The sequence below is a fragment of the Salinicola aestuarinus genome (genome assembly GCF_003206645.1).
Classification (GTDB): domain Bacteria; phylum Pseudomonadota; class Gammaproteobacteria; order Pseudomonadales; family Halomonadaceae; genus Salinicola; species Salinicola aestuarinus.
Genome location: NZ_PZJP01000001.1, coordinates 126,801 through 148,385 on the forward strand (window position 1 = coordinate 126,801; position 21,585 = coordinate 148,385).

18 protein-coding genes are annotated in these 21,585 nt (G+C 65.7%); 7 read left to right on the plus strand and 11 right to left on the minus strand.

Annotation, left to right across the window (positions count from 1 at the left end; translation table 11 throughout):
* Positions 1–72: 72 nt before the first annotated feature.
* Together DOM41_RS00555 and DOM41_RS00560 are read right to left on the minus strand one after the other, a co-directional pair.
* Complete coding sequence (locus DOM41_RS00555; protein ID WP_110684897.1) at positions 73–1,074, minus strand: TRAP transporter substrate-binding protein; 1,002 nt, start codon at positions 1,072–1,074, stop codon at positions 73–75.
* Positions 1,075–1,358: 284 nt separating this feature from the next.
* Positions 1,359–2,501, minus strand: a complete 1,143-nt coding sequence (locus DOM41_RS00560; protein ID WP_245391684.1) for a M42 family metallopeptidase — start codon at positions 2,499–2,501, stop codon at positions 1,359–1,361.
* A 196-nt stretch (positions 2,502–2,697) separates the two neighbouring features.
* Between DOM41_RS00560 and DOM41_RS00565 the strand changes: the two genes are divergently transcribed.
* Together DOM41_RS00565 and DOM41_RS00570 are read left to right on the plus strand one after the other, a co-directional pair.
* Positions 2,698–3,651 carry a polysaccharide deacetylase family protein gene (locus DOM41_RS00565; RefSeq protein WP_110684898.1) on the plus strand — a complete coding sequence of 318 codons (954 nt, stop codon included), beginning with the start codon at positions 2,698–2,700 and terminating at the stop codon, positions 3,649–3,651.
* A 22-nt stretch (positions 3,652–3,673) separates the two neighbouring features.
* Complete coding sequence (locus DOM41_RS00570; RefSeq protein ID WP_110684899.1) at positions 3,674–4,354, plus strand: YoaK family protein; 681 nt, start codon at positions 3,674–3,676, stop codon at positions 4,352–4,354.
* Between the two features lies 1 nt (position 4,355).
* On the opposite strand, the gene DOM41_RS00575 is transcribed toward DOM41_RS00570, so the two are convergent.
* Together DOM41_RS00575 and DOM41_RS00580 are read right to left on the minus strand one after the other, a co-directional pair.
* Positions 4,356–5,708, minus strand: a complete 1,353-nt coding sequence (locus DOM41_RS00575; RefSeq protein ID WP_110684900.1) for a Na+/H+ antiporter family protein — start codon at positions 5,706–5,708, stop codon at positions 4,356–4,358.
* Positions 5,709–6,013: 305 nt separating this feature from the next.
* The gene (locus DOM41_RS00580; RefSeq protein ID WP_110684901.1) at positions 6,014–7,669 is read right to left on the minus strand and encodes an OpgD/OpgG family glucan biosynthesis protein; all 1,656 of its coding nucleotides are present in this window, start codon (positions 7,667–7,669) and stop codon (positions 6,014–6,016) included.
* A 223-nt stretch (positions 7,670–7,892) separates the two neighbouring features.
* Here DOM41_RS00580 and DOM41_RS00585 point away from each other — a divergent pair, with 223 nt between their 5' ends.
* Complete coding sequence (locus DOM41_RS00585) at positions 7,893–9,149, plus strand: alpha-hydroxy acid oxidase (protein WP_245391685.1); 1,257 nt, start codon at positions 7,893–7,895, stop codon at positions 9,147–9,149.
* A gap of 36 nt (positions 9,150–9,185) precedes the next feature.
* Here the strand turns inward: DOM41_RS00585 and gloA are convergent, their stop codons facing one another.
* Positions 9,186–9,716, minus strand: a complete 531-nt coding sequence (gene gloA / locus DOM41_RS00590) for a lactoylglutathione lyase (RefSeq protein ID WP_110684902.1) — start codon at positions 9,714–9,716, stop codon at positions 9,186–9,188.
* A gap of 149 nt (positions 9,717–9,865) precedes the next feature.
* On the opposite strand from gloA, the gene DOM41_RS00595 reads away from it, so the two are divergent.
* The 4 genes from DOM41_RS00595 to DOM41_RS00610 all read left to right on the plus strand — a co-directional run bounded on the left by DOM41_RS00595 (position 9,866) and on the right by DOM41_RS00610 (position 15,307).
* Positions 9,866–10,405 (plus strand): C40 family peptidase, encoded by a 540-nt coding sequence (locus DOM41_RS00595; RefSeq protein WP_110684903.1) that lies wholly within the window; start codon positions 9,866–9,868, stop codon positions 10,403–10,405.
* 51 nt (positions 10,406–10,456) lie between these two features.
* A complete protein-coding gene (locus DOM41_RS00600; protein ID WP_110684904.1) occupies positions 10,457–11,731 on the plus strand; it encodes a DUF445 domain-containing protein in 1,275 nt (424 codons plus the stop codon).
* Between the two features lie 212 nt (positions 11,732–11,943).
* Positions 11,944–12,579: a peroxiredoxin gene (locus tag DOM41_RS00605; protein WP_110684905.1), complete on the plus strand. Its 636-nt coding sequence runs from the start codon at positions 11,944–11,946 to the stop codon at positions 12,577–12,579.
* A 184-nt stretch (positions 12,580–12,763) separates the two neighbouring features.
* Positions 12,764–15,307 (plus strand): EAL domain-containing protein, encoded by a 2,544-nt coding sequence (locus DOM41_RS00610; RefSeq protein ID WP_110684906.1) that lies wholly within the window; start codon positions 12,764–12,766, stop codon positions 15,305–15,307.
* A gap of 61 nt (positions 15,308–15,368) precedes the next feature.
* Here DOM41_RS00610 and DOM41_RS00615 read toward each other — a convergent pair whose 3' ends face one another.
* The 6 genes from DOM41_RS00615 to DOM41_RS00640 all read right to left on the minus strand — a co-directional run bounded on the left by DOM41_RS00615 (position 15,369) and on the right by DOM41_RS00640 (position 21,514).
* Positions 15,369–15,551 (minus strand): hypothetical protein, encoded by a 183-nt coding sequence (locus tag DOM41_RS00615; protein WP_110684907.1) that lies wholly within the window; start codon positions 15,549–15,551, stop codon positions 15,369–15,371.
* 255 nt (positions 15,552–15,806) lie between these two features.
* Complete coding sequence (locus DOM41_RS00620) at positions 15,807–16,826, minus strand: histone deacetylase family protein (RefSeq protein WP_110684908.1); 1,020 nt, start codon at positions 16,824–16,826, stop codon at positions 15,807–15,809.
* Positions 16,827–16,958: 132 nt separating this feature from the next.
* Positions 16,959–17,972 carry a 2-hydroxyacid dehydrogenase gene (locus DOM41_RS00625; protein WP_245391686.1) on the minus strand — a complete coding sequence of 338 codons (1,014 nt, stop codon included), beginning with the start codon at positions 17,970–17,972 and terminating at the stop codon, positions 16,959–16,961.
* Between the two features lie 61 nt (positions 17,973–18,033).
* On the minus strand, positions 18,034–19,671 hold the full coding sequence (locus DOM41_RS00630) for an ABC transporter ATP-binding protein (protein WP_110684909.1): 1,638 nt from the start codon (positions 19,669–19,671) through the stop codon (positions 18,034–18,036).
* 18 nt (positions 19,672–19,689) lie between these two features.
* Positions 19,690–20,523 (minus strand): ABC transporter permease, encoded by an 834-nt coding sequence (locus tag DOM41_RS00635; RefSeq protein WP_110684910.1) that lies wholly within the window; start codon positions 20,521–20,523, stop codon positions 19,690–19,692.
* Between the two features lie 10 nt (positions 20,524–20,533).
* Positions 20,534–21,514: an ABC transporter permease gene (locus DOM41_RS00640; RefSeq protein WP_110684911.1), complete on the minus strand. Its 981-nt coding sequence runs from the start codon at positions 21,512–21,514 to the stop codon at positions 20,534–20,536.
* Positions 21,515–21,585 lie beyond the last annotated feature (71 nt).

Consider the following 21,585-nt stretch of genomic DNA (forward strand, 5'->3'; position numbering starts at 1 on the left):
AGTCCTTGGGTCGGGCCAAACGCAACGAGCGATGGCCTTTAGGCCATCGCTCGGGGGAAGGAAGCCGCGCGCCTATTCGGCGTCGCGGGCCTCGAGATAACGCGTCATCAGCGCATCCGCCTCAGTCCCGGCGGCCTCGCGGAACTGCTGCCACTGCGGCTGAGCCGCTTCGGTCAGCTGACGTGACATCGCCGCGTCCGGTGACGACATCTGCATGCCGTGCTCGGCCAGCACCTGGGCGTTGCGCGCGTCTTCATCCTTCGAGACCTGCTGGAACTGCGGTTCCATCTCGCGAGCCAGCGTTTCAATGATCTGCTGCTGCTCGTCGGTCAGCGAGTTCCAGGCGTCGAGGTTGATCGAGACGACGTCGGGTGCGAGCTGCCAGTCAAGCTTGTTGAAGTAGTCGGTGAACTCCCAGAAGTTACCGTCGACGCCGGAGGGCGTGGAGGTGGTCACGCCATCGATGGCGCCGGAAGCCAGTGCCGGCACCACTTCGCCCCAAGGCATCTGGACCGGCGAAGCCCCCAGTGCGTCGAAGAACTCGGTGCCGTTCTTGTCGACGGTGCGCAGTTTCACGCCGGCCAGATCCTCGACCGTCTGTATCGGCTGCTGGGTGAAGACCCCCTGCCCCGGCCATGGCACGGTGTAGAGAAACTTCTGATTGAAGCGGGCGGCGACGTCTTCGTAGTACGGCCAGGCCGTGTCGCGCAGCAGTACGGCATCTTCCTCGTCGCGCGTGAGATAGGGGACGGACTCGATGCCCAGCAGCGGCGCCTCGCCAACCTGCTGAGTGAGGAGCATGTCAGCCCCCTGAACGATACCGTCACGCACGGCGGACAGCAGCTCCGGTCCCTTGAGGCCGAGCTCGCCGCCGGCGTGCACGTCGAGGATGACCTCACCGTCTGTCGCCTCTTCCACCGCCGAGGAGAACGTCTTGAGCGTCTCGGCCTGGAAATTCCCATCCGGCCAGGGGGTCACGATCATCAGCTGGGTAGCGGCGTGGGCGCTGAGCGCGCTCGCGCCGAGAACGGCTGCCGTACCGAGCACGGCAACGCGGGGAAGGATCGGCTTCATTCTGACTCCTGATTTATTGTTGTCGATCATGGGACGAACGCAGCGGTAAACCGCCATTTTTGTCGGTACTTTGGTGGAACATCTTTGGCATACCAGGTCGTCCGAGTCAAACCCCGCGGCGCAATTAGTCATTAGTCTTGGTCGTTACCCCCCTCGCTCGGTTGCGCGGTGGGTATACAAGAAGGCCGCGACTCGCGGTCGCGGCCTTCGTTGATCGGCGCGTCCGCGGCGGCGCTTCGCCCCGTCACACCTCGCCGGCCGGCGGGCGATGCCCGCCCTGGACTTCACTCGAAGTAGCTGAAGGTCTCACCGCTCTTGATGTCCAGCAGGGTGTGATAGATCAGCTCGATCACGTGCTCGACGTCCTGCTTGTGGACCATCTCGACGGTGGTGTGCATGTAGCGCAGCGGCAGCGAGATCAGCGCCGAGGCGACGCCGGAATTCGAGTAGGCGAAGGCGTCGGTGTCGGTGCCGGTCGCCCGCGAGCGCGGCAGACGCTGGAACGGGATGTTCTGGGCCTTGGCGGTCGCGATGAGCCGTTCGCGCAGCTTGTTCTGGATTGCCGGGGCGTAGCAGATCACCGGGCCGTCGCCGATCTTGTTGGCGCCTTCGCGCTTCTGCTCGATCATCGGCGTGGAGGTGTCGTGGCTGACGTCGGTGACGATGGCGACGTTGGGGTCCAGGCGCTCGGCGATCATCTGCGCACCACGCAGGCCGACCTCTTCCTGGACCGCGTTGACGATGTAGAGACCGAAATCGAGCGTCTTGCCGCGGGCCTTCAGCAGGCGCGCGACCTCGGCGATCATGAAACCGCCGATGCGATTGTCGATGGCCCGGCAGACCAGTTTGTCACCGTTGAGCACCATGAACTCGTCGGGATAGGTGATGACGCAGCCGACGTGGACACCCAGCGCCTCGACTTCATCCTTGGAGCTGGCGCCCACGTCGATGAAGATGTTGTCGAGCTCCGGCGGCTTCTCCTGCGGGCCCTGCCGCCGAGTGTGGATTGCCGGCCAGCCGAAGACGCCGGGCACGATGCCATCGTCGGTATGGATATTGACCCGCTTGGAGGGCGCGATCTGGTGGTCGCTGCCGCCGTTGCGCACGACGTAGATCAGGCCGCTGTCCGTGATGTAGTTGACGTACCAGGAGATTTCGTCGGCGTGACCTTCGATCACCACCTTGTAGTCGGCGTCCGGGTTGATCACGCCGACGGCGGTGCCGTAGGTATCGGTGATGAACTCGTCGACGTAGGGGCGCAGGTACTCCATCCACAGTTTCTGACCGCTGGACTCGTAGCCGGTGGGCGAGGCGTTGTTGAGATAGCGCTCGAGAAACGCCATGGCGTCGGCGTTCATCGGCTGGGCTTCGCCTTTGGGTGCGGGCTTGGCATTCTTGCCGGACTGCTTGTCACTACCTTTGCTCATTGCATCTTTCCTTGGCTGACGTCGCGTCGAGTCGCCATCGGGGTGAGCCGCTGACGCGACGATTCGTTGAAAAGCGTCGCTCGTGGACGAGCGAGTGGCACCAGCTTAGCAGGCTCTCGATCGCTCTGGCCCGTCGTTGGCGTCTCGTCATGACCTACGCTGATAGCCTCTTCTCGACACGGCAACGGACTGCATCATGTCTTCAACGTCAGACACCACATCTCCCGTTTCCCCCGCCACGGCGCTGCCGCCGTTGCGCCACCATCAGCGCTTCGACTACCGCCCCATCACCGACCGCGACGACTGGCGCTGGCCGGGGGAGACCGGTCTTGCGGTCTATCTCGGTTTCAACCTGGAGCATTACGCCTTCGGCGAGGGGCGCGGAGTGGGCATCGCGCCGCCGGCCCCCGAGGGTGAGCCGGACGTGCTCAACTATGCCTGGCGCGACTACGGCAACCGGGTGGGGGCCTGGCGCTGTCTCGAGCTCTTCGAGCAGCTCGGTCTGCCGGTCGGCGTGATCGCCAATACCGCGATACTCGACCACTGCCCGGCACTGCTCGATGCCTTCGCCGCGCGCGGCGACGAGATCATCGCCCACGGCCATACCAACGCCGAGCGCCAGGGTCAGATGGACGAGGCTTCGGAGCGCCGGCTGATCGCCGCGTGCCGGGCACGGCTCAAGGCGCGCTACGGCAACGCGCCGCGGGGCTGGCTCTCACCGTGGATTTCGGAGAGCGAAGCGACGCCGGATCGGCTGCGGGAGGCGGGCTTCGACTATCAGCTCAACTGGGCCCACGACGACCGGCCGACGCCGATGCGCACCGACACCGGCACGCTCTGGTCGATCCCCTACCCGCAGGAGGTCAACGACATCCCGACAATCTCCAGCCACCGCGTCTCGATGGCGGAATTCAGCACCATGATCCGCGACCAGTTCCACGAGCTTCACGAGCAGTCTCGGCGCCAGCCGCTGGTCATGGGCATCGCTCTGCATCCCTGGATCGTGGGACAACCGTTCCGCCTGCGCCAGCTACGCCACGTACTGGGCGAGCTGGCCGGCTTCGGCACGGCGGACGGTGTATGGTGGACAACGCCCGGCGGCATTGCCGGCCACATGGCACAACTACCCTCGCCAAGCGCCCGGCGCTGACAACCCAACAAGAGAGCGGACGATGGCGTTCAAGCCCATTCCGATACAGGCCTTCGCACTGCTATTCGTGGTCGCTGGCGCCACCGATGCACTGATCTACCGTCACAGTCGCGACCTGCTGGCGGTGTACATGACCGGCAACACCTCCCACGTGGGCCAGCACCTGGCGACTCAGGACTGGCTGGGTGCCCTGCCGCTACTGGCGGTCATCGCGACCTTTTTCGGTGCGACCGTCGCGGCGGCCTGGATCGGTAACCGGGTCGGGCCGTGGCGTGCCACGTGCGTGATGCTGATCACTGCGGGACTGATTGGGGTGGCGGCCCCCATCGCCATCAACGACGGCTATAGCCTCGCCACCGTGCTGTGGATCGCGGCGGGAATGGGGGCGCTCAACCAGGTGAGCGCAAAGGAGTCGGGGGTGACCTTCCTGACCGGCACGCTGGTGCGTACCGGCCGCGCGCTGGCCGCCGGCGATTGGCTCGCGGGGCGCGACGGCCTGATGCGCTGGGTCGCGCTGGTCGTCGGCGCGGCGATTGCCACCCTGCTCGACGAGTGGATCGCCGAGCGCAGCCTGCTGTTCATCGTGGCGGCGCTGCTGCTCGGCGCCGCCCTCACCGCCTGGAACGCCCTCGCCCACCGCCAGACGGCGCGTCTCCACGCCATCGCGACCGCAAGCGCGGCCGACTCGCACGCGGGGTGCTGAGTCAGAGCACCATCGCCGCGACCCAGCCGAAGACCAGGAGTGGCACGTTGTAGTGCAGGAACGTCGGCACCACGCTGTCCCAGATATGGTCGTGCTGGCCATCGGCGTTGAGACCGGCGGTGGGACCGAGCGTCGAGTCCGATGCCGGCGACCCGGCGTCACCCAGCGCGGCGGCGGCGCCCACCAGGGCGATGGTCGCCATCGGCGAGAAGCCGAAGTTGAGCGCCAGCGGTACGTAAAGCGAGGCAATGATCGGAATGGTCGAGAACGACGAACCGATACCCATGGTGATGAAAAGCCCCACCACCAACATCACCAGCGCCGCCAGCCAGCGGTGATCGCCGATGACTTCGGTGGAGCCGGCGACCAGGCTCTCTACCGCGCCGGTCGCCTGCATCACGCTGGCAAAACCCGCCGCCGCGATCATGATGAAGCCGATCTGCGCCATCATCCGCATGCCTTCGGTGAACACGCCATCCTGTTCGCGCCAGCGAAAGACACCGCTGACCGAGAGCAGCGCGAAGCCGAAGAGCCCGCCCAGCACCATCGACCCGGTGTAGAGCTGCACTCCGACGGTGCCCACCAGCGCCGCGACGAGCGAGAGCTTCTGCCACCTCTTCAGCCGCCCGTCGGCGACGACTTCGGCGACACTCTCCTCGCCTTCCTGGCTCACCGACAGCGGCCGATCGGCGTAAGTCCGCTTGCGTCGATAGCTGAAGAACACCGCCGTCAGCAGCCCCAGCGCCATGCCGCCGATGGGAATCGCCATCGCCAGCGGCACCTGGGCCGCCTGAACGTCGAGGCCGTTGGCGTTGAGATTGGCCAGCAGAATGTCATTGAGAAAGATAGCGCCAAAGCCGACCGGCAGCAGCATGTAGGGCGCGGTGATACCGAAGGTAATAACGCAGGCGACCGCACGACGATCGAGCTCGAGCCGATTCATCAGCGTCAGAAGCGGCGGCACCAGAATCGGAATGAAGGCGATGTGCACCGGAATCAGGTTCTGGGAGCTGACCGCTGCCAACCCCAGTGAACCCAGCAGCGCCAGGATGATGGGACGCCGCTTGAGCTTGCCTCCACCGTCGAGATCGAGCCGCTCGACCGCACCTCGGGCGAGCCACTGGGTAACGCCCGAACGCGACAGCGCGACGGCGAAAGCGCCCAGTACCGCGTAGGCGATGGCGACCGTGGCCCCATTGCCGAGACCGTCGTTGAACGCCTCGAGGATGTCGTCGAGCGGCATGCCGGCATACCAGCCCCCCACCAGCGCCGCCACGATCAGTGCGAACACGACCGATACCCGCGCCAGACTCAGCGTGACCATTACCAGAATGGCCAGAACCACCGCATTCATTCGTTGCCCCTCGTTCCCGTCACTGTTGTTGGGTCGTGACGACCTGCCGTCACGACGTATGGACTCTCGCTCGCCGGTTCACCAACGATGCCAGGCACCGCGTTGTCATCGGTCGCGAATTCACGAAGCCGCCGATGATATCGCCCCCGGCGCTGAACGCCAGGGTTTGTCGCGAAAGTCGCCGCTTGACGGTCCCGGAGGCAAAAAAAACGGGGCGGCCAGGTAGGCCGCCCCGTGGGGACGAAGGGGGGCTGCCCGCTACGCGGCCCCGGTCCTGTCATGCGATCAACCGTCTCGCCTCGCCCTCAGCCGTTGGCGGCCGGATGCGGTGGATACTCACGCTCGCTGGGGGCGGGCGGGAAGTACTGGTAGAGCCAGGTCTCGCTGATGATTTCGTCCTCGGCGTTCAGGCTCAGACGCATGTTGATCGGATCGGTGGAATCCGAGGTCGGATACCAGTCGAACTGAATACGAAAGCCCTCGATCTCCTCGACCCACAGAATCTGGGGCTCCTCCGCCCGCCCTTCAGGGACGTCGAGCTGGGTGTGCACGTTGATCTCGTTGTCGTAGAGGTGCTTGAGATCGCCGCCGACGAAATCCACCGCGATGCGCTGTGCCCACGTCTCCGGGTAGTGCTCACCCGGCGCCCACCCCTCGGGGAAACCGCCGATACCGGTGAAGGTCTTGCGCACGCGAGCCAGATCGGTGCGCGTCGGGGGCAGCGCGCTCCAGTAGAGCTTGTAGGCGTAGTGCAGCGCCTGGCCCGGCTCGACGGCCTTCTCCGGCTTCCAGAACGCGACCACGTTGTCCATGGTCTCGCCCGTGGTCGGTATCTCGAGCATCTGCAGCGCGCCGCGGCCCCACTGCCCCTGTGGCTCGACCCAGAGACTCGGCCGCTTGTGGTAGTTGCCGATGATGTCTTCGTAGCTCTCGAAATCGTGATCGGTCTGCAGCAGGCCGAATCCCTTCGGGCTATCGTCGTCGAACGTGTTGAACTGCACCCGCGGCGGATTGTTCAGCGGCCGGCAGACCCATTCGCCATTGCCGCGCCAGATCGACAGACGGTCGGAGTCGTGAATCTGCGGATGGAAGGTGTGGCACATGTCGCGCTGCTGCGTGCCGCAGCTGAACATGCTGGTCATCGGCGTGATGCCGAGCTGGGTGATCGACTCGCGCGGATAGAGATGCTTGTCGATCTCCATGACCACGCGCTCGTCTTCGCAGTGAATGATGAAACGATAGGCACCGGCGAGGCTCGGCGAATCAAGCAGCGCATAGGCGGTGAAGGTCGTCGATCCCGGCTCGGGGGTCTCGAACCAGAAGCGGGTAAAGGCCGGGAACTCCTCCTGCTTGCCGTCGGCATAGGTGTTGACCGCCACGCCGCGCGCCGAGAGACCGTACTGGTAGGTATCGTCGACGGCGCGGAAATAGCTCGCCCCCAGAAAGGAGAGGATGTCGCGTTCGGTGAGCGAGGGCGCCTTGAAGACGCGAAACCCGGCAAAGCCGAGATCGCTCTGCCCTTCGAGCTGGGAGGCGTCAATCTCGGCGCCGGAGTAGTCGAACAGTTCGGGCCGGAAATGGATCTCCCGCGCCCGGCCCGAGTCGCCGTCGATGGCGTACATTCGCACCGGCTGGTTGAACGCCATGCCGACGTGGAAGAACTGGATATCCAGCGGCCCGTCCATGTCGTGCCACAGCGAGTGATCCGGGTCGTAGCCGATGGCGTTGTACTGCTGCGGCGTGAGATTGGCCAGCGCCGGCGGCAGCTGCTGGACGGTGCTCTGATAAGGCCTCGATCCGAGATCCTGCGCGTACGTCTTGAGCCAGTCGAAGCTGAACGCTTCGGACTCGCCATCGGCGATGTTGCTCGAGGCCTGCGCTGCGGCGAACAGGGGAGCCGACGGCAGGCCATACCAGGCGGCCAGCGCGATGGCGCTTTTCAGAACACGTCTACGATCCATTGACACACATCCTCTGTGAATTGCCGTCGATTTCGCAGCATACCCGATCCCGAAAGGGCAGGCTGCAAGGAAACAAACTCCGCTGTCAGACGCCTGCCACGGCGTAAGGTTCAGCCGTGCCGTCCAGCCAATAGCGCCGCAGGGGCGCTGGCAGAACGTCGTCGCGGAATAGAAAGCATGCTAACGTTGTCGCTCCCTCCGCTGGATTGACGAGAGACGTCCCGTGAAACGCCGTTATCTGTCGCACTATCTTTGGCGTCGTGCACAAAGCATCGACGAACTGGCGGGAATGGCCCGCCGCCGCCTGCCCGCCTTTGCCTGGGAGTACGTTCACGGCGGCGCTGAAGATGAGATCACACTGGGTGACAACCGCCGCGCCTTCTCCGCCTGGGGATTTCAGCCCCGCACGCTGGTCGACGTCGAGGACCGCAACAGCCAGACGACGTTACTTGGCCAGCCGGCGGCAATGCCGCTGGCCATCGCCCCCACCGGCTACAACGGCATGTTGTGGAAAGACGCTGACATTGCCCTGGCCCGGGCGGCCGCCTCACGCAATATCCCCTTCACCCTGAGCACGGTCTCCTGCAACAGCCTCGAGGCGGTCGCGGAGGCGGTACCTGACGCCCGTCTATGGTTCCAGCTCTACGTGCTCGACGATCAAGCCGTGCGCGACGACATGCTGGCGCGAGCGCAGGCCGCCGGGGCCGAAACACTGCTGGTCACCACCGATACGGTCGTGTTGGGCCGTCGCGAGTGGGACGCCCGCAGTTTCGTCAACCCGCGCCGCCTGGGACTGCCGTATCTCGTCGATACGGCGCTGCACCCGCAGTGGGCGTGGCGCGCGCTGTGGCCGCAGGGGCTGCCCACACTCGGCAATCTGATGAAGTATCTGCCGAAGGAGCAGCAGAGTGCCGCCAGCGCCGCCTCCTTTATCAATCAGCGCATGAGCCGCCGGCTGACCTGGGAGACGCTGACGGAGATTCGCGAACGCTGGCCGGGAAAACTGCTGATCAAGGGCATCACCAACGCGACGGACGCCCGGGAGGCGAAGCGAATCGGTGCCGACGGCGTGGTGGTTACCAATCATGGAGGGCGTCAGCTCGACGGCGCGCCGGCGACACTCGACGCCCTGCCGGAAGTCGTCGACGCGGTCGGCGAGGACCTCCACGTCCTGCTCGATAGCGGTATCCGCCGCGGCAGCGACATCGCCAAGGCGGTGGCTCTGGGGGCAGAGGGCGTGCTCTGCGGCCGCGCCACGCTCTACGGGCTGGCACTCGGTGGTGAGGCGGGGGCCGCGCACGCGCTGGATCTGCTGCGCGACCAACTGCATAACCTGATGGCCCAACTGGGCCGGCCGACGCTGGACCAGCTCACGCCGGCATGTCTGCGCCGCACGCCCTACGTGGCCGTCGGTAGCGACGCGCCAAACCGCTCCGGCAGCCGCTCACCCGCGGGCGAGTCGCCGGGCGACCTCCCCTGACCCCGCGAGCGGCCTCGTCGACGGACTCGGGGGCTATTACGCCCCCAGCCCTCTCGACAGCGACGGCTGGACGACCTCGATCCAGTAGCCATCGGGGTCCTTGACGAAGATCACGTTCTTCATCTTGCCGTCGTTCGAGCGCTTTTTGAATTCGACACCATTGTCGTCGAACCAGCGCTCGGCGCTCTCGATGTCCGGGACTGCGAAACAGATGTGTCCAAAGCCCTGAGGCTCGGCATTGCCGTCGTGGTACTGGAGCTCGGGATCGTTCTCGCTGCCCCAGTTATGAGTCAACTCGAGCACGCCGCGACGGCCAAAGGTGTAGGCCGTGCGTTCGCCGTCATCGGCCGGGATCTCCTCAGCATCGGCGTGAGCGAGGAAATAGAGCGTGAACTGCATCTCGGGAAAGTCGAGCTTGCGCAGCAGCTGCATGCCGAAGACCCGGGTATAGAACGCCAGCGATACCTCGGGATTCTTGGCCCGCAGCATGGTGTGGTTGAGCACAAAACCCTGGGTTTCGCTCGGCACGGGCTTCACGCCACTGACCTGCGCTTCGGAGTGCGCCATGGGGAAATCTCCTTGAAGTGATCGTTCGGTCCGCCCCACATGGGGGCGGCGGCCGCGCTCTCAACCCGTCACGGAAGACGCGAGCGCTTTTTCCCTGCCGGGGCCTGCTCTACACTCGAAGCGTATCCGTCGGCCAGGACCTGCGCCTCATGTCGTTAGCCGTGCTCTCCGTTTCTCGTCTGTCGCGACGCTGGCAGACGCCTGACACGCCTCGTTTGTCGATGCTCGCCGTGCTGCTGGGGCTACTGCTGCTCGCCGGCTGCAGCTCGCAGAAGACTATCGTCACCCGCGATGCCGGCCCGGCGATCGACGGCGACAACCTCTCGATCAATCGCATTCTGGTGATGTCGGCGGCGAAAGATGCGCTCGGCACGCCCTATCAGTGGGGCGGCACGTCGCCCGCCGGCTACGACTGCTCGGGGCTGACACAGATGGCCTACGCCAAGATCGGCGTTCAGCTGCCGCGCACCTCCAATGACCAGTATCACTCGCTCGACGAGATCGACGTGGCGCGGCCCGGCGATCTGCTCTTCTTCGGCGCCGGCAGCCGCGCGACCCACGTCGGCATTTACATGGGGGACCGGCAGATGATCCACGCCCCGGGAAGCGGACGCACCGTCACCGTCTCCTCGCTGGACGTGCGCTACTGGAAACGCCACTACCTGGGCGCAGCGGCCCCCACCCAGTAATCGCGTGAACGCCGCGCGAGCACTGCCGACACTGTCAACAAGGCCCATCGCTTGTCCGCATCCGCACCCGATCGCCGGCGCATTGCCGGATTCTGTCTGCTCGCCGCCGCCGTGCTCTACGTGGTTGGCGTGGGCCTCGAACGCACCCACCCCGCCTTCGCCTGGCTGACTGCCTTCGCCGAGGCCGCACTGATCGGCGGCATTGCCGACTGGTTCGCCGTCACCGCGCTCTTTCGCCATCCGCTCGGCTTGAAGATCCCGCATACCGCGATCGTGCCACGCAACCGGGCGCGCCTGGGTCGCAGCCTCTCCACCTTCATTCGGGAGAACTTCCTGGATGAACAGTACGTCCGCGACAGCGTGGCGCGCTTCGACGTCGCCACCGCACTGGTCGACTGGCTGTCGCGCCCCACGCGGCGACAGGCGCTCGCCCAGCGCCTCGCCGCGGCGATCGCCAGTGCCCTCTCCGCCATGCGTCAGGACGCGGCGCGGGGGTTTCTCACCCAGGCACTGCGTCATCAGCTGGGGCGGCTGGATACCTCTCGCGTGCTGGCGTCCTCGCTCCAGGTGCTGGTCGCGGAGCGCCGTCACCAGGCGCTGCTCGACGACAGTCTGGCGCGGCTGTCCGCCTGGCTTGCCGTGGAGGAGAATCAGGAACGGGTCAAACACTTCATCACCGACACGGTCTTCCGACTGTTCAACCCGCGGGTAATGGGTCGGGAAGTGAGCCTCAACCGGCTGGCCGGCTGGCTGATCCGCGAGCGGATCGTCGAGCAGAGTGCGCAGCTGATCCAGGCGGTGAGCGACGACCCGGATCACCCGCTGCGCCGCCACTTGGATACCCAATTCGCGCGTCTGATCGAGGAGGTGCGCAGCGACCCGGCGCTACGCGATCGACTCGACCGCCTGCGTGACGATCTGCTGGCCAACGAGCGTCTGGCCGACTGGCTCGGTGCCGTCTGGGAAGACGTGATGACGTGGGTATCGCGGGATCTGGCGAGCAGCGACTCGGAGATCGAGGACTACCTCGAGCGCTTCATCGGCTGGTACACCGATTCGCTCGCCGAGGACGCCGCCGCGCGCCAGTGGCTCAATGACCAGGCGCAGGCGGTGATTCCGCCGCTGGTCCAGCGCAGCGGGCCTCACGTCGATGCCTGGATCGAACGCTACCTCGACAGTCTCGACAGCGACGAGATCGTTGCCCAGATCGAGAAGAACGTCGGCAACGACCTGCAGTACATCCGTATCAACGGCACCCTCGTCGGCGGGCTGATCGGCGTCATCATTCACGGTCTCACCACGCTTTCACTGCTGGCCGTCGGCTGAAGGCAGCCCTCGGCCCGACCGTTTCCGAGACAGCCCCTGCGCGAGAAGCGCCACCGCAGCGACGGCTACCCTTGAGAAATGCCGACGCGGGCACCACGTTGAGAGACGTGGCATCGCAAGCCCTGCGGCTGACGATGCAAACCGACGCCTACCCGGCCGATCGACGCAGACGCACGGCCAGGTCAGTCCAACTGCGTTACAAGGAGAGAGTCATGGCGCTTCAGCTTGGCGATACCGCCCCGGATTTCACGCAAGAGAGCACCGAGGGCAAGATCGATTTCCATCAGTGGGCCGGCGACAGCTGGGTCATTCTCTTCTCCCACCCGGCGGATTTCACACCGGTCTGCACCACCGAGCTCGGTGAAGTTTCCCGGCTCAAGCCGGAATTCGACCGGCGTAATACCAAGGCGATCGGGCTCTCGGTCGACCCGCTGGAGGACCACACCCGCTGGGTCGGCGACATCGAAGAGACTCAGGGCTGCGGGCTCAACTTCCCGCTGCTGGCCGACGCCGATCGCTCGGTGAGCGAGGCGTACGGGATGATCCACCCCCAGGCCAGCGGCACCAATACCGTGCGCTCGGTCTTCATCATCGACCCGGCGAAGAAGGTGCGGCTCACCATCACCTATCCGCCGAGCACCGGCCGCAACTTCGCCGAGATCCTGCGCGTCCTGGACAGCCTCCAGCTGACCGACGGCTACAAGGTCGCCACGCCCGTCAACTGGACTGACGGTGACGACGTCATCATCGTGCCCTCGGTGAACGACGAACAGGCGAAGGAACTCTTCCCCAACGGCTGGGACGAGAAGAAACCCTATCTGCGCGTCACCAAGCAGCCGAACAAGTAGCCAACCCGGCGAGATGCCGCCGGCCAATGGTCGACGGCACCCCGTATGACAACGCCCGCGCTCTCCGGAGTGCGGGCGTTGTCGTATCGGGGGCGGGTCAACGACACGCCGCGGTGACACAGCCCTGTCGATAACCAACTGTTACCATTGACCTCTCTTCGACACGCGGCATCAAGAGTCACCTATGTTCAACGATCTCCCGATCCATCGCCTCATGCAGCGAGGGTTGCTGTGCTGCAGTCCCGACACCCCGCTCTGCGAAGCCGCAAGTCGCATGGCCGAACGCCACTGCAGTTCGATCCTGATCATCCAGGACGAGAGGATCGCGGGCATCTGGACCGAAAACGACTGCCTGGACGTGGACTTCGACGCCCCGCTGTCGCTTCGGCGACCGGTGGCCGAGGTGATGAGCCGCTCAGTGGCCCGGGTCACCGCCGATGCCCGCGTCGCCGAGGTCACCGAGCGCTTCTCGACCCAGGCGAGCCGCCAGATCGTGGTGGTGGATGCCGACGACAAGCCGGTGGGCATCGTGTCGCGGACCGATCTGGTCCGCAATCAGGGGCTGGAGTCCTACCTGCGACTGCGGGAGGTCGACACCGCCATGCACCGCTCGCCACTGATTCTGGCCGGAGAGCAAACGCTGGGGGCGGCGGCACAGGCCATGCGGGACGACGCCCGCGATGCCGCCATCGTCCGCTGCGAGGGTGACGAACTCGGGATCATCACCGAGCGCGACCTGGTGCGCTTCGTGGCGCGCCACCCTGGGGTCACACTTCTTGGGGCGCTGGCGAGCCGGCCCCTGCTCACCGTGAAAAGCGACGACGTACTGCTGCGCGCCCGTGACCTGCTGATCGATCATCGCGCGCGTCATCTGGGCGTGCTCGACGCCGATGGAGACGTGGTCGGGCTGCTCGGCTTCGACGACATGCTCAATGGCGCCGAGCAGTTCTACGTCGAGGATCTGCGCGACGCGCTCGACAAGCGCGATGAGGCGCTGGAGCTGTCGCGTCGCAATCTCCAGCTCGCGCAGCAAGTGATCGACTCCTCACTCGAAGGCGTCATCATTACCGATGCCAGGGCACGCATCGAGTTCGTCAATCCGGCCTTCACCCAGATGACCGGCTATACCCTCGCCGACTGCGTCGGGCATACCCCGGCGATACTCTCCTCCGGGCGTCACGACGCCAACTTCTATCGCGACCTCTGGGCGACGCTTCAGGCGGAGGACGGCTGGCGCGGCGAGATCTGGAACCGGCGCAAGAGTGGTGAGCTCTATCTCGAGCTTCTGACCATTACCGCCATTCGTAACGATCAGGGAGAGATGACCCACTATGCCGCCCTGTTCAGTGACATCACGCACCTGCGCGAAAACGAAGAGCGTGTCAGGCGGCTGGCCTACTACGATGCCCTCACCCAGTTGCCCAATCGGCGTCTGCTCGAGGATCGGCTGTCGCTGGCGATTCGTCACGCCCATCGCCATGCCGAGCGACTCGCGGTCATCTTCATCGATCTGGATCACTTCAAGCAGATCAACGACACCCTGGGTCATGCCGCCGGCGACGAGCTGCTGCTGCAGGTCGCCCAGCGCCTGGCCGACGGCCTCAGCGAGGACGATAGCCTGGCGCGTCTCGGCGGCGACGAGTTCATCGCCGTGCTGCCCAATATCGACACGCCGGAAGACGCCCTGCACACCGCGCGACGCCTCAACGACGCCATCCGCGCGCCGTTTCGGCTGGGCGAGGAAGACTTCCGCGTCGGCTGCAGCCTGGGAATCAGTCTGTATCCGGACGACGGCGAGACGGCCGAAGCGCTGATGCATCACGCCGACGCGGCGATGTATCGGGCCAAACACGAGGGGCGTAACACCTACCGCCTTTACCGCGCCGATCTGCACACCCAGCATGACCGCCGGTTAACGCTGGAGAGCGCCCTGCGAGACGCGGTGGAGACGGGAGAGGGATTCGAGGTTCACTATCAGCCGCTGTTCGATCGTGACAGCGGCGAGCTCTGCAGTGCCGAAGCGCTGATGCGCTGGACTCCGCCCCGGCTGGGCAGCATCTCCCCCGGCGAGTTCATTCCGCTCGCCGAGAGCTCCGGGTTGATCCTGCCGATGGGCGAACGGCTGTTCGCGAAGGTCGCCGCCCAGCTCAAGCGCTGGATCGACGCTGGCCTCGACCCGGTACCGATCGCCATCAACCTCTCCGCCCGCCAGTTCTGGCAGCGCGAACTGGTCGAGTGGATTCACGCCCAACTGGTCAATCACGACATTGCGCCCGACCTGATCACTTTCGAACTCACCGAGAGCACGCTGCTCGACAAGCAGCAACAGGCCGTCAGCGTGATTCGGGCCCTGCGCTCTCTGGGCTGCAGCGTGGCCATCGACGACTTCGGCACCGGCTACTCTTCGCTGAGTTACCTGCAGGACTTGCCCATCAACACGCTCAAGATCGATCAGCGCTTCGTCCAGTCGCTCACCGGCGGCGGCCACCGATGCCAGGGGAGCCAGGCGATCCTCGCCGCCGTCACCGGACTGGCTCAGGAGCTCGAGCTTACGGTCGTGGCAGAAGGCGTCGAGACGCAGGCCCAGTTGATGGCGCTGGAGCGCTTCACGATCCACCGGATCCAGGGATTTCTGACCGGCCGGCCGATGCATGCCGAGGCGTTTGCCAAGGCGCTACTGGCCACCCGCCATCGCTGTACCGCCAGCGAAGACGTCGTCGATCATTGAGACACAGGGCTACGGCAGCGGCGATACAGAGGGCGAACCGACCGCCACAAGCAGGACGACCCTAGTAGCGAGAGTCGTGCTTGAGCGGCTTTTCCGGCGTCCGGCCGAGCCGCGGCGCTCGCTCGGGCGTCGGCGGCCACAGCGCCGGATGCGACAGCATCAGCAGCACCCGCACCCAGTGCGCCAGCACATAGATGACAAAGGCCATGAGGATCAACGCCTTGATGCGCCCGGAAATCTTCACGCTGCGGCTCCTGGAAGAGGGAGGTGGGGAGGAGTGACGTCCACCATAGGACCACGCAACTGTGACGAGAAATTGAAGACGTCGATAACGTGTATACGGCGGCTCGATACCGGTAGGTACGCAAGGCCCAGAGTATCGGCCGCGGCGCGAACGACTTGAGGCCCTGACGCGCCATTTTTATCGGTTCGGTGCCCTCCTCCGGGGCCGCGAACGACAGCACGACATCTCCCCCGGTGTCCGTCAGGGCGCGAGGCGCTATCGACCCAGCAACCCCTCGAAGAAGCTCACCGCATTCTCTTCCAGCCCCTCGAGATAGTAGCCCCCCTCCTGCACCACCAGGGTGGGCAGATCGAGGGCCGCGATATCGTGGCCCAGCCGCTTGAAGCCCGGCGTCGAGACGGCCACCTTGGCCTGCGGATCCCGCTCGTGGATGTCGAAACCCAGCGAGAGCACCAGGGCATCCGGCTCGAACAGTCGAATCGCCTGGCACGCCTCGGCGAGCCGCGCGAAGAACACCGACTCCGGCGAGCCGTGGGGCATCGGCAGGTTGAGGTTGTAGCCAAGCCCCGCGCCGCGGCCACGCTCGTCCTCGAAGCCGCTGACCCCCGGATAGAAGTTGGTCGTGTCACCGTGAATCGAGATGTACATCACGTCATTGCGTTCGTAGAAGATCTCCTGCACGCCCTGGCCGTGATGCATGTCGGTGTCCAGCACGACGACCCGGGGGTAGCGCGAGGTCAGATGCTGGGCCGCGATGGCGGCGTTGTTGAGAAAGCAGAAGCCGCCGGCGGAGTCGATCCCCGAATGGTGGCCGGGCGGGCGCGACAACGTATAGGCCATGCGCTCGCCGCCGATCAGCGCCTCGGCCCCCGCGACCGCGCTCTGTGCCGCGCCGTAGGCCGCCTGCCAGGTATGCTCGCCGACCGGGGCACTGCCATCGGCCAGATAGCGCGCGGCTTCGGCGAGAATGCCGCGCAGGGCGTTGGGCGAGCGCACGAAGATATTGGAGATCACCTCTTCGCCCCAGTCCTCACCCAGCTCATGCCAGCGGCGGTGAGCGCTCTCGAGAAAGCGCAGATAGGGCAGCGAGTGCACTGCCCGCAGCGGCGCGACGCCACGATCCTCGGGGGTCAGCACCTCGAAGTCGAGGCGCTTCGCCGCCGCCAGCAGCTGTTCGGCGCGATCCGGCACCTCCTGCGGCGTCCGCATCTTGCCGCGGGAGAAGTAGGTCTGCGGCTGGTGCAGCATCTGATCGACATGAAAGAAGGTCTTCATGGGATTGTCCTTGTTGTCGCGTCCAAATCGAAGGCCGGCTGCCCTGTCACGCAACCGCGACCGCCTGTTCCGCAACGGTTAACGACTGTCTCGCAACCGGTCTCGCTCCGTCCTGCTCGCTCTCCCCGCCGCTCAGTAGCCAGCGTCGCGGTCGACGAGACTGGCGGGACGTTCGCCGACATCGAGACCGGCGAGCGCGGTCGCCGCCTCCTGCGCGACCTGAGCGGGGGTGGAATCGCAGGCGTCGTGGGGGGTGACCACGATCTTGTCGTGGGTCCAGAAGGCATGGGTCGACGGCAACGGTTCGACGGCGAAGACGTCGAGCGAGGCGCCGGAAAGCTGCCCACTGTCGAGCGCGGCCAGCAGATCGGCCTCGATGAGATGCTCACCGCGACCGACGTGGATCAGTGCCGCACCTGACGGCATCCGGGCGAAAAGATCGGCATTCAGAATGCCGCGGGTTTCGGGGGTGAGCGGCAGCAGGGTAATCAGAATCTCGCTGCGAGCGGCGAGCTGCGAAAGCCCTTCCTCACCATGGAACCCTTCGGCGCCGTCCGGCAGGTTGCGCCCGCTGCGCGAATAGACCCCGACATCGTAGCCCAGCGCCAGCAGCGCCTGGGCCACCGCCCCGCCCATCTTGCCGGCACCGAGCAGACCGACGCGCACATCGCGGGCGTCGCGCTTGGGCCGGCGCTCCCAGTGGGTCCGGCGCTGATTGGCAAGATAGTCGCCGAAGCGACGGTGGTGCCACAGCACGTGCCAGGTCACGAAGCCCGCCATCATCTGCCCCTGCGCGGTGCCGGCAATGCGCATCAGCGGGACATCCGCCGGCAGGCTGGCGCTGGCCAGAATCCCGTTGACGCCGGCGGCGATGGAGGAGATCAGCCGCAGGTTGGGAAACGGCGTGAAAGCCGTATCGTCCGGATCCCACGCCAGCGCGAACGTGACCGATGCCGGGTCCTCGATCGCCTCGGGAAACGCCAGCCGGATATGTGGCGCGTGTTTCGCGAACGCGTCGACGTAGGTCGCCATGATCTCAGGGTCGCCCAGCAGCACGCCCTGCACGGGGGCCGCCGGAGCATTTGCCGCTTGCGAAGCGGCGGTTTCGGATACGTCACTCGCCATCGTCTGCATCACTGCCTTCATCAGTCGGAATCGGGGTTTCGGCGCGCGTCTTGCCGGTCATGGTCGGCACTGGCGACTCGCGTCACACCGCCTCGGCGGTCGCGGGCGCCGCCTCGTCGTGGTTCTGCCGGCCGGGGATCGCCTCCAGCAGCTCTCGGGTATAGGCGTGCTGCGGCGACAGGAATATCTGCCGCGCATTGCCGTGCTCCACGATGCGCCCCTTCTGCATCACGATGAGGCGATCGCAGATCTGGGCCGCCACGCGCAGATCGTGGGTGATGAACAGCAGCGACAGCTCGAACTCCCGCTTGAGCCGATCGAGCAGCGCCAGTACCTGCGCCTGGATCGACACGTCCAGCGCCGAAACCGCCTCGTCAGCGACGATCAGCTGCGGGTCCAGCGCCAGCGCTCGGGCGATGCCGATACGCTGACGCTGCCCACCGGAGAATTCATGCGGGAAGCGCTCGGCGGCGCTGGCATCGAGTCCGACCGTGTCCAGCAGCTCACGGGCCTGCGCCATCGCCTTGGCCTTTGGCACGCCGTTGGCGATCGGGCCCTGGGCGATCGCCATCCCCACCTTGATACGCGGGTTGAGCGAGGCGTAGGGGTCCTGAAAGACCATCTGAATGCGCTGGCGATGCTCACGCAGCTCATTGCCGGTGAGCGCGCGCAGATCGACATCGTTCAGGCGGATCTCGCCGCGATCCGGCGTATTCAGCCCGACGATGCAGCGTCCGAGCGTCGACTTGCCGGAGCCCGACTCCCCCACGATGCCCAGCGTCTCGCCGCGGCCGAGCGCGAACTCGATGCCATCCAGTGCCACCACCTCGCGCTTGGGCTGGAACCAGCCGCCGCTGGAGCGATAGACCTTGTCGAGCTGTGTCACCGAGAGCAGCGGCTTGATGTCGCCGGCGGCTCGCGCCGGGGGCACCGCGTCCCCGGGAATCGCCTCGATCAGCGCCCGGGTGTAGTCATGCTGCGGCTGCTCGAGCACCTCTCGGGCCTGCCCCATCTCGACGATCTTGCCCATGCGCATGACGCAGACGCGATCGGCGATCTCGGCGACCACGCCGAAGTCATGGGTGATGAACATCACCGCCATGCCGCGACGGGTCTGCAGATCCTTCACCAGATGAAGAATCTGCGCCTGGGTGGTGACATCCAGCGCGGTGGTCGGCTCGTCGGCGATCAGCAGCTCCGGCTCGAGCGCCAGCGCCATGGCGATCATCACCCGCTGACGCTGGCCGCCGGAGAGCTCGAACGGATAGGCGCGCAGCGCCGACTGAGGGTCCGGCAGGCGCACCTCCTCGAGCAGTTCCAGTGCGCGCTCACGACGTGCCTTCGGCGTCAGCAGACCGTGGGCCTCGAACACCTCGGCGATCTGCTCGCCGACACGCATCAGCGGGTTGAGCGCCGTCATCGGCTCCTGAAAGATCATGCCGATACGTCGCCCGCGCAGCTCGCGGTGCTCGATCTCCGAAAGCGTCAGCACGTCCTGACCGTGAAACAGCGCGCGCCCCTGGGCCACGTCGACGCCCTGCGGCAGCAGTCCCATGACGGCGTTGGCGGTCATCGACTTGCCGGAGCCGGACTCGCCGACCACGCACAGAATCTCACCGGGATTGAGGGTGTAGCTGACGTTGTCGACCGCATAGAGGCGATCGGCACCCTGCGGCAGTGACAGCGCCAGGCGCTCGATACGTAGCAGTGGCTCACTCATGATCGATCTCCTGTCGGTTCAGCGGGCACGGGCGAGCTGAGGATTGAGCGCATCGTCGAGCCCTTCACCGACCAGATTGAGGGCCAGCACGGTGAGCAGGATTGCCACCCCTGGAATCACGGAGAGCCACCAGGCCTGACGCATGACCGTGCGAGCCGCGCCGATCATGTAGCCCCAGGACATGGTGTCCGGGTCGCCCAGGCCGAGAAACGACAGCGACGACTCCAGCAGGATCGCGGTGGCCACCATCAACGAGGCGAGCACGATCACCGGCGACAGCGTGTTGGGCAGAATCTGCTTGATGATGATGTCGCGGTGAGTCTGGCCGACGAGCCTCGCGGCCTCGACGTACTCGCGGTGCTTGATCGACAGAAACTCCCCCCGAACCAGCCGGGCCACCGGTGGCCAGCTGACGATGGCGATCGCCAGCACGATCGATACCGTGCTCGGCTCCATGATCGCCACCAGCACGATCGCCAGGGCGAAGTTGGGGATGGTCTGGAAGAACTCGGTGAAGCGCATCAGGGCGTCGTCGATCTTGCCGCCGAAATAGCCGGCCAGCGCCCCCAGCGGCACGCCAATGGAGAGTGCGACGACGGTCGAGATCAAGCCGATCAGCAGTGACACCCAGGCACCGTGGGCGAGCCCGGCGGCGACATCGCGACCCATGGTGTCGGTTCCCAGCGGGAAACCTGCGACCTCGCCGGGGGCGAGAAACGGCCGCTGCACCATGCGCCATGGCGAGTCGGGATAGAGGAACGGCGCCAGCAGGGCGAGCAGGACCACCAGCGCGAGAATGATCAAGCCGATCAGCGCGCCGCGGTTCTGAGCGAAACGTTTGAAGAAATTCATGCAGCCTCCTTTACGCCGCGCTCTGCTTGATGCGCGGGTCGGCGAGTCGGTAGATCACATCGGTCAGCATGTTGAACAGAATCACCAGCAGCGCGCAGAAGAAGAAGATGCCGAGCAGCAGGTTGTAGTCGCGCTGCATCAGCGCCTCGTACATCAGTCGGCCGATGCCGGGCCAGGCGAAGACCGTCTCGGTGAGCACGGCGCCGCCGACCATCTGCCCCGCCTGCAGTCCGGCCAGCGTGATGATTGGCAGCAGCGCATTGCGCAGGATGTGCCGCCGCTGGATCACCCCGGGGGCCAGCCCCTTGGCCCGCGCCGTCTTGACGAAATCCTGCTGCGACACGCTGAGCATCGAGGTCCGCGTCATGCGCGTGTAGACCGCCATGAAGAAGAGCCCCAGCGTCACCGCCGGCAGAATCAGGTGCAGTGCCACGTCACCGGCATGGGCCAGACCGGTATAGCCGGCGCCGACGGTGGCGTAGCCATAGGCCGGCAGCCAGTCGAGCACCACCGAGAAGACCAGTACCGCCATCATCGCGACCCAATAGAGCGGGGTGGCATAGAACAGCAGCGACAGCCCCATGATGAGTGAACCGGAGGGCCGCTTGACCCGCATTGCGGCGAGCGTGCCGGCGAGGATGCCGAGCGACAGCGAGATGAAGAAGGCCGCGCCGGTCAGCATCAGCGTTGCCGGCAGACGCTCCAGAATCAGGTCGAGCACCGGCATCTGCTGGCGGTAGGAGTAGCCGAAGTCCAGCGTCAGCACCCCGCCCATGTAGCGCCAGAGCTGCACCGGCAGGGGCTGGTCGAGGCCAAAGCGCTCTCGCAGATCCTCGAGGAACTGCTCGTCGGTCGCACCGGCTTCGCCGGCCATGACGGCCGCGGGGTCGCCGGGTGCGGCGTGTATCAGGAAGAAGTTGAAGACCAGGATCGCCAGCAGCACGATGACCGCCTTGCCGACGCGACCCAGTATCAGGGAGAGATAGGGCATGATTCCGTCCTCGCCGAGGGGACCGCCGGCCGAACCTGGCCGCCGGTCATTCCCGTTTTGCCGTCAAGCGT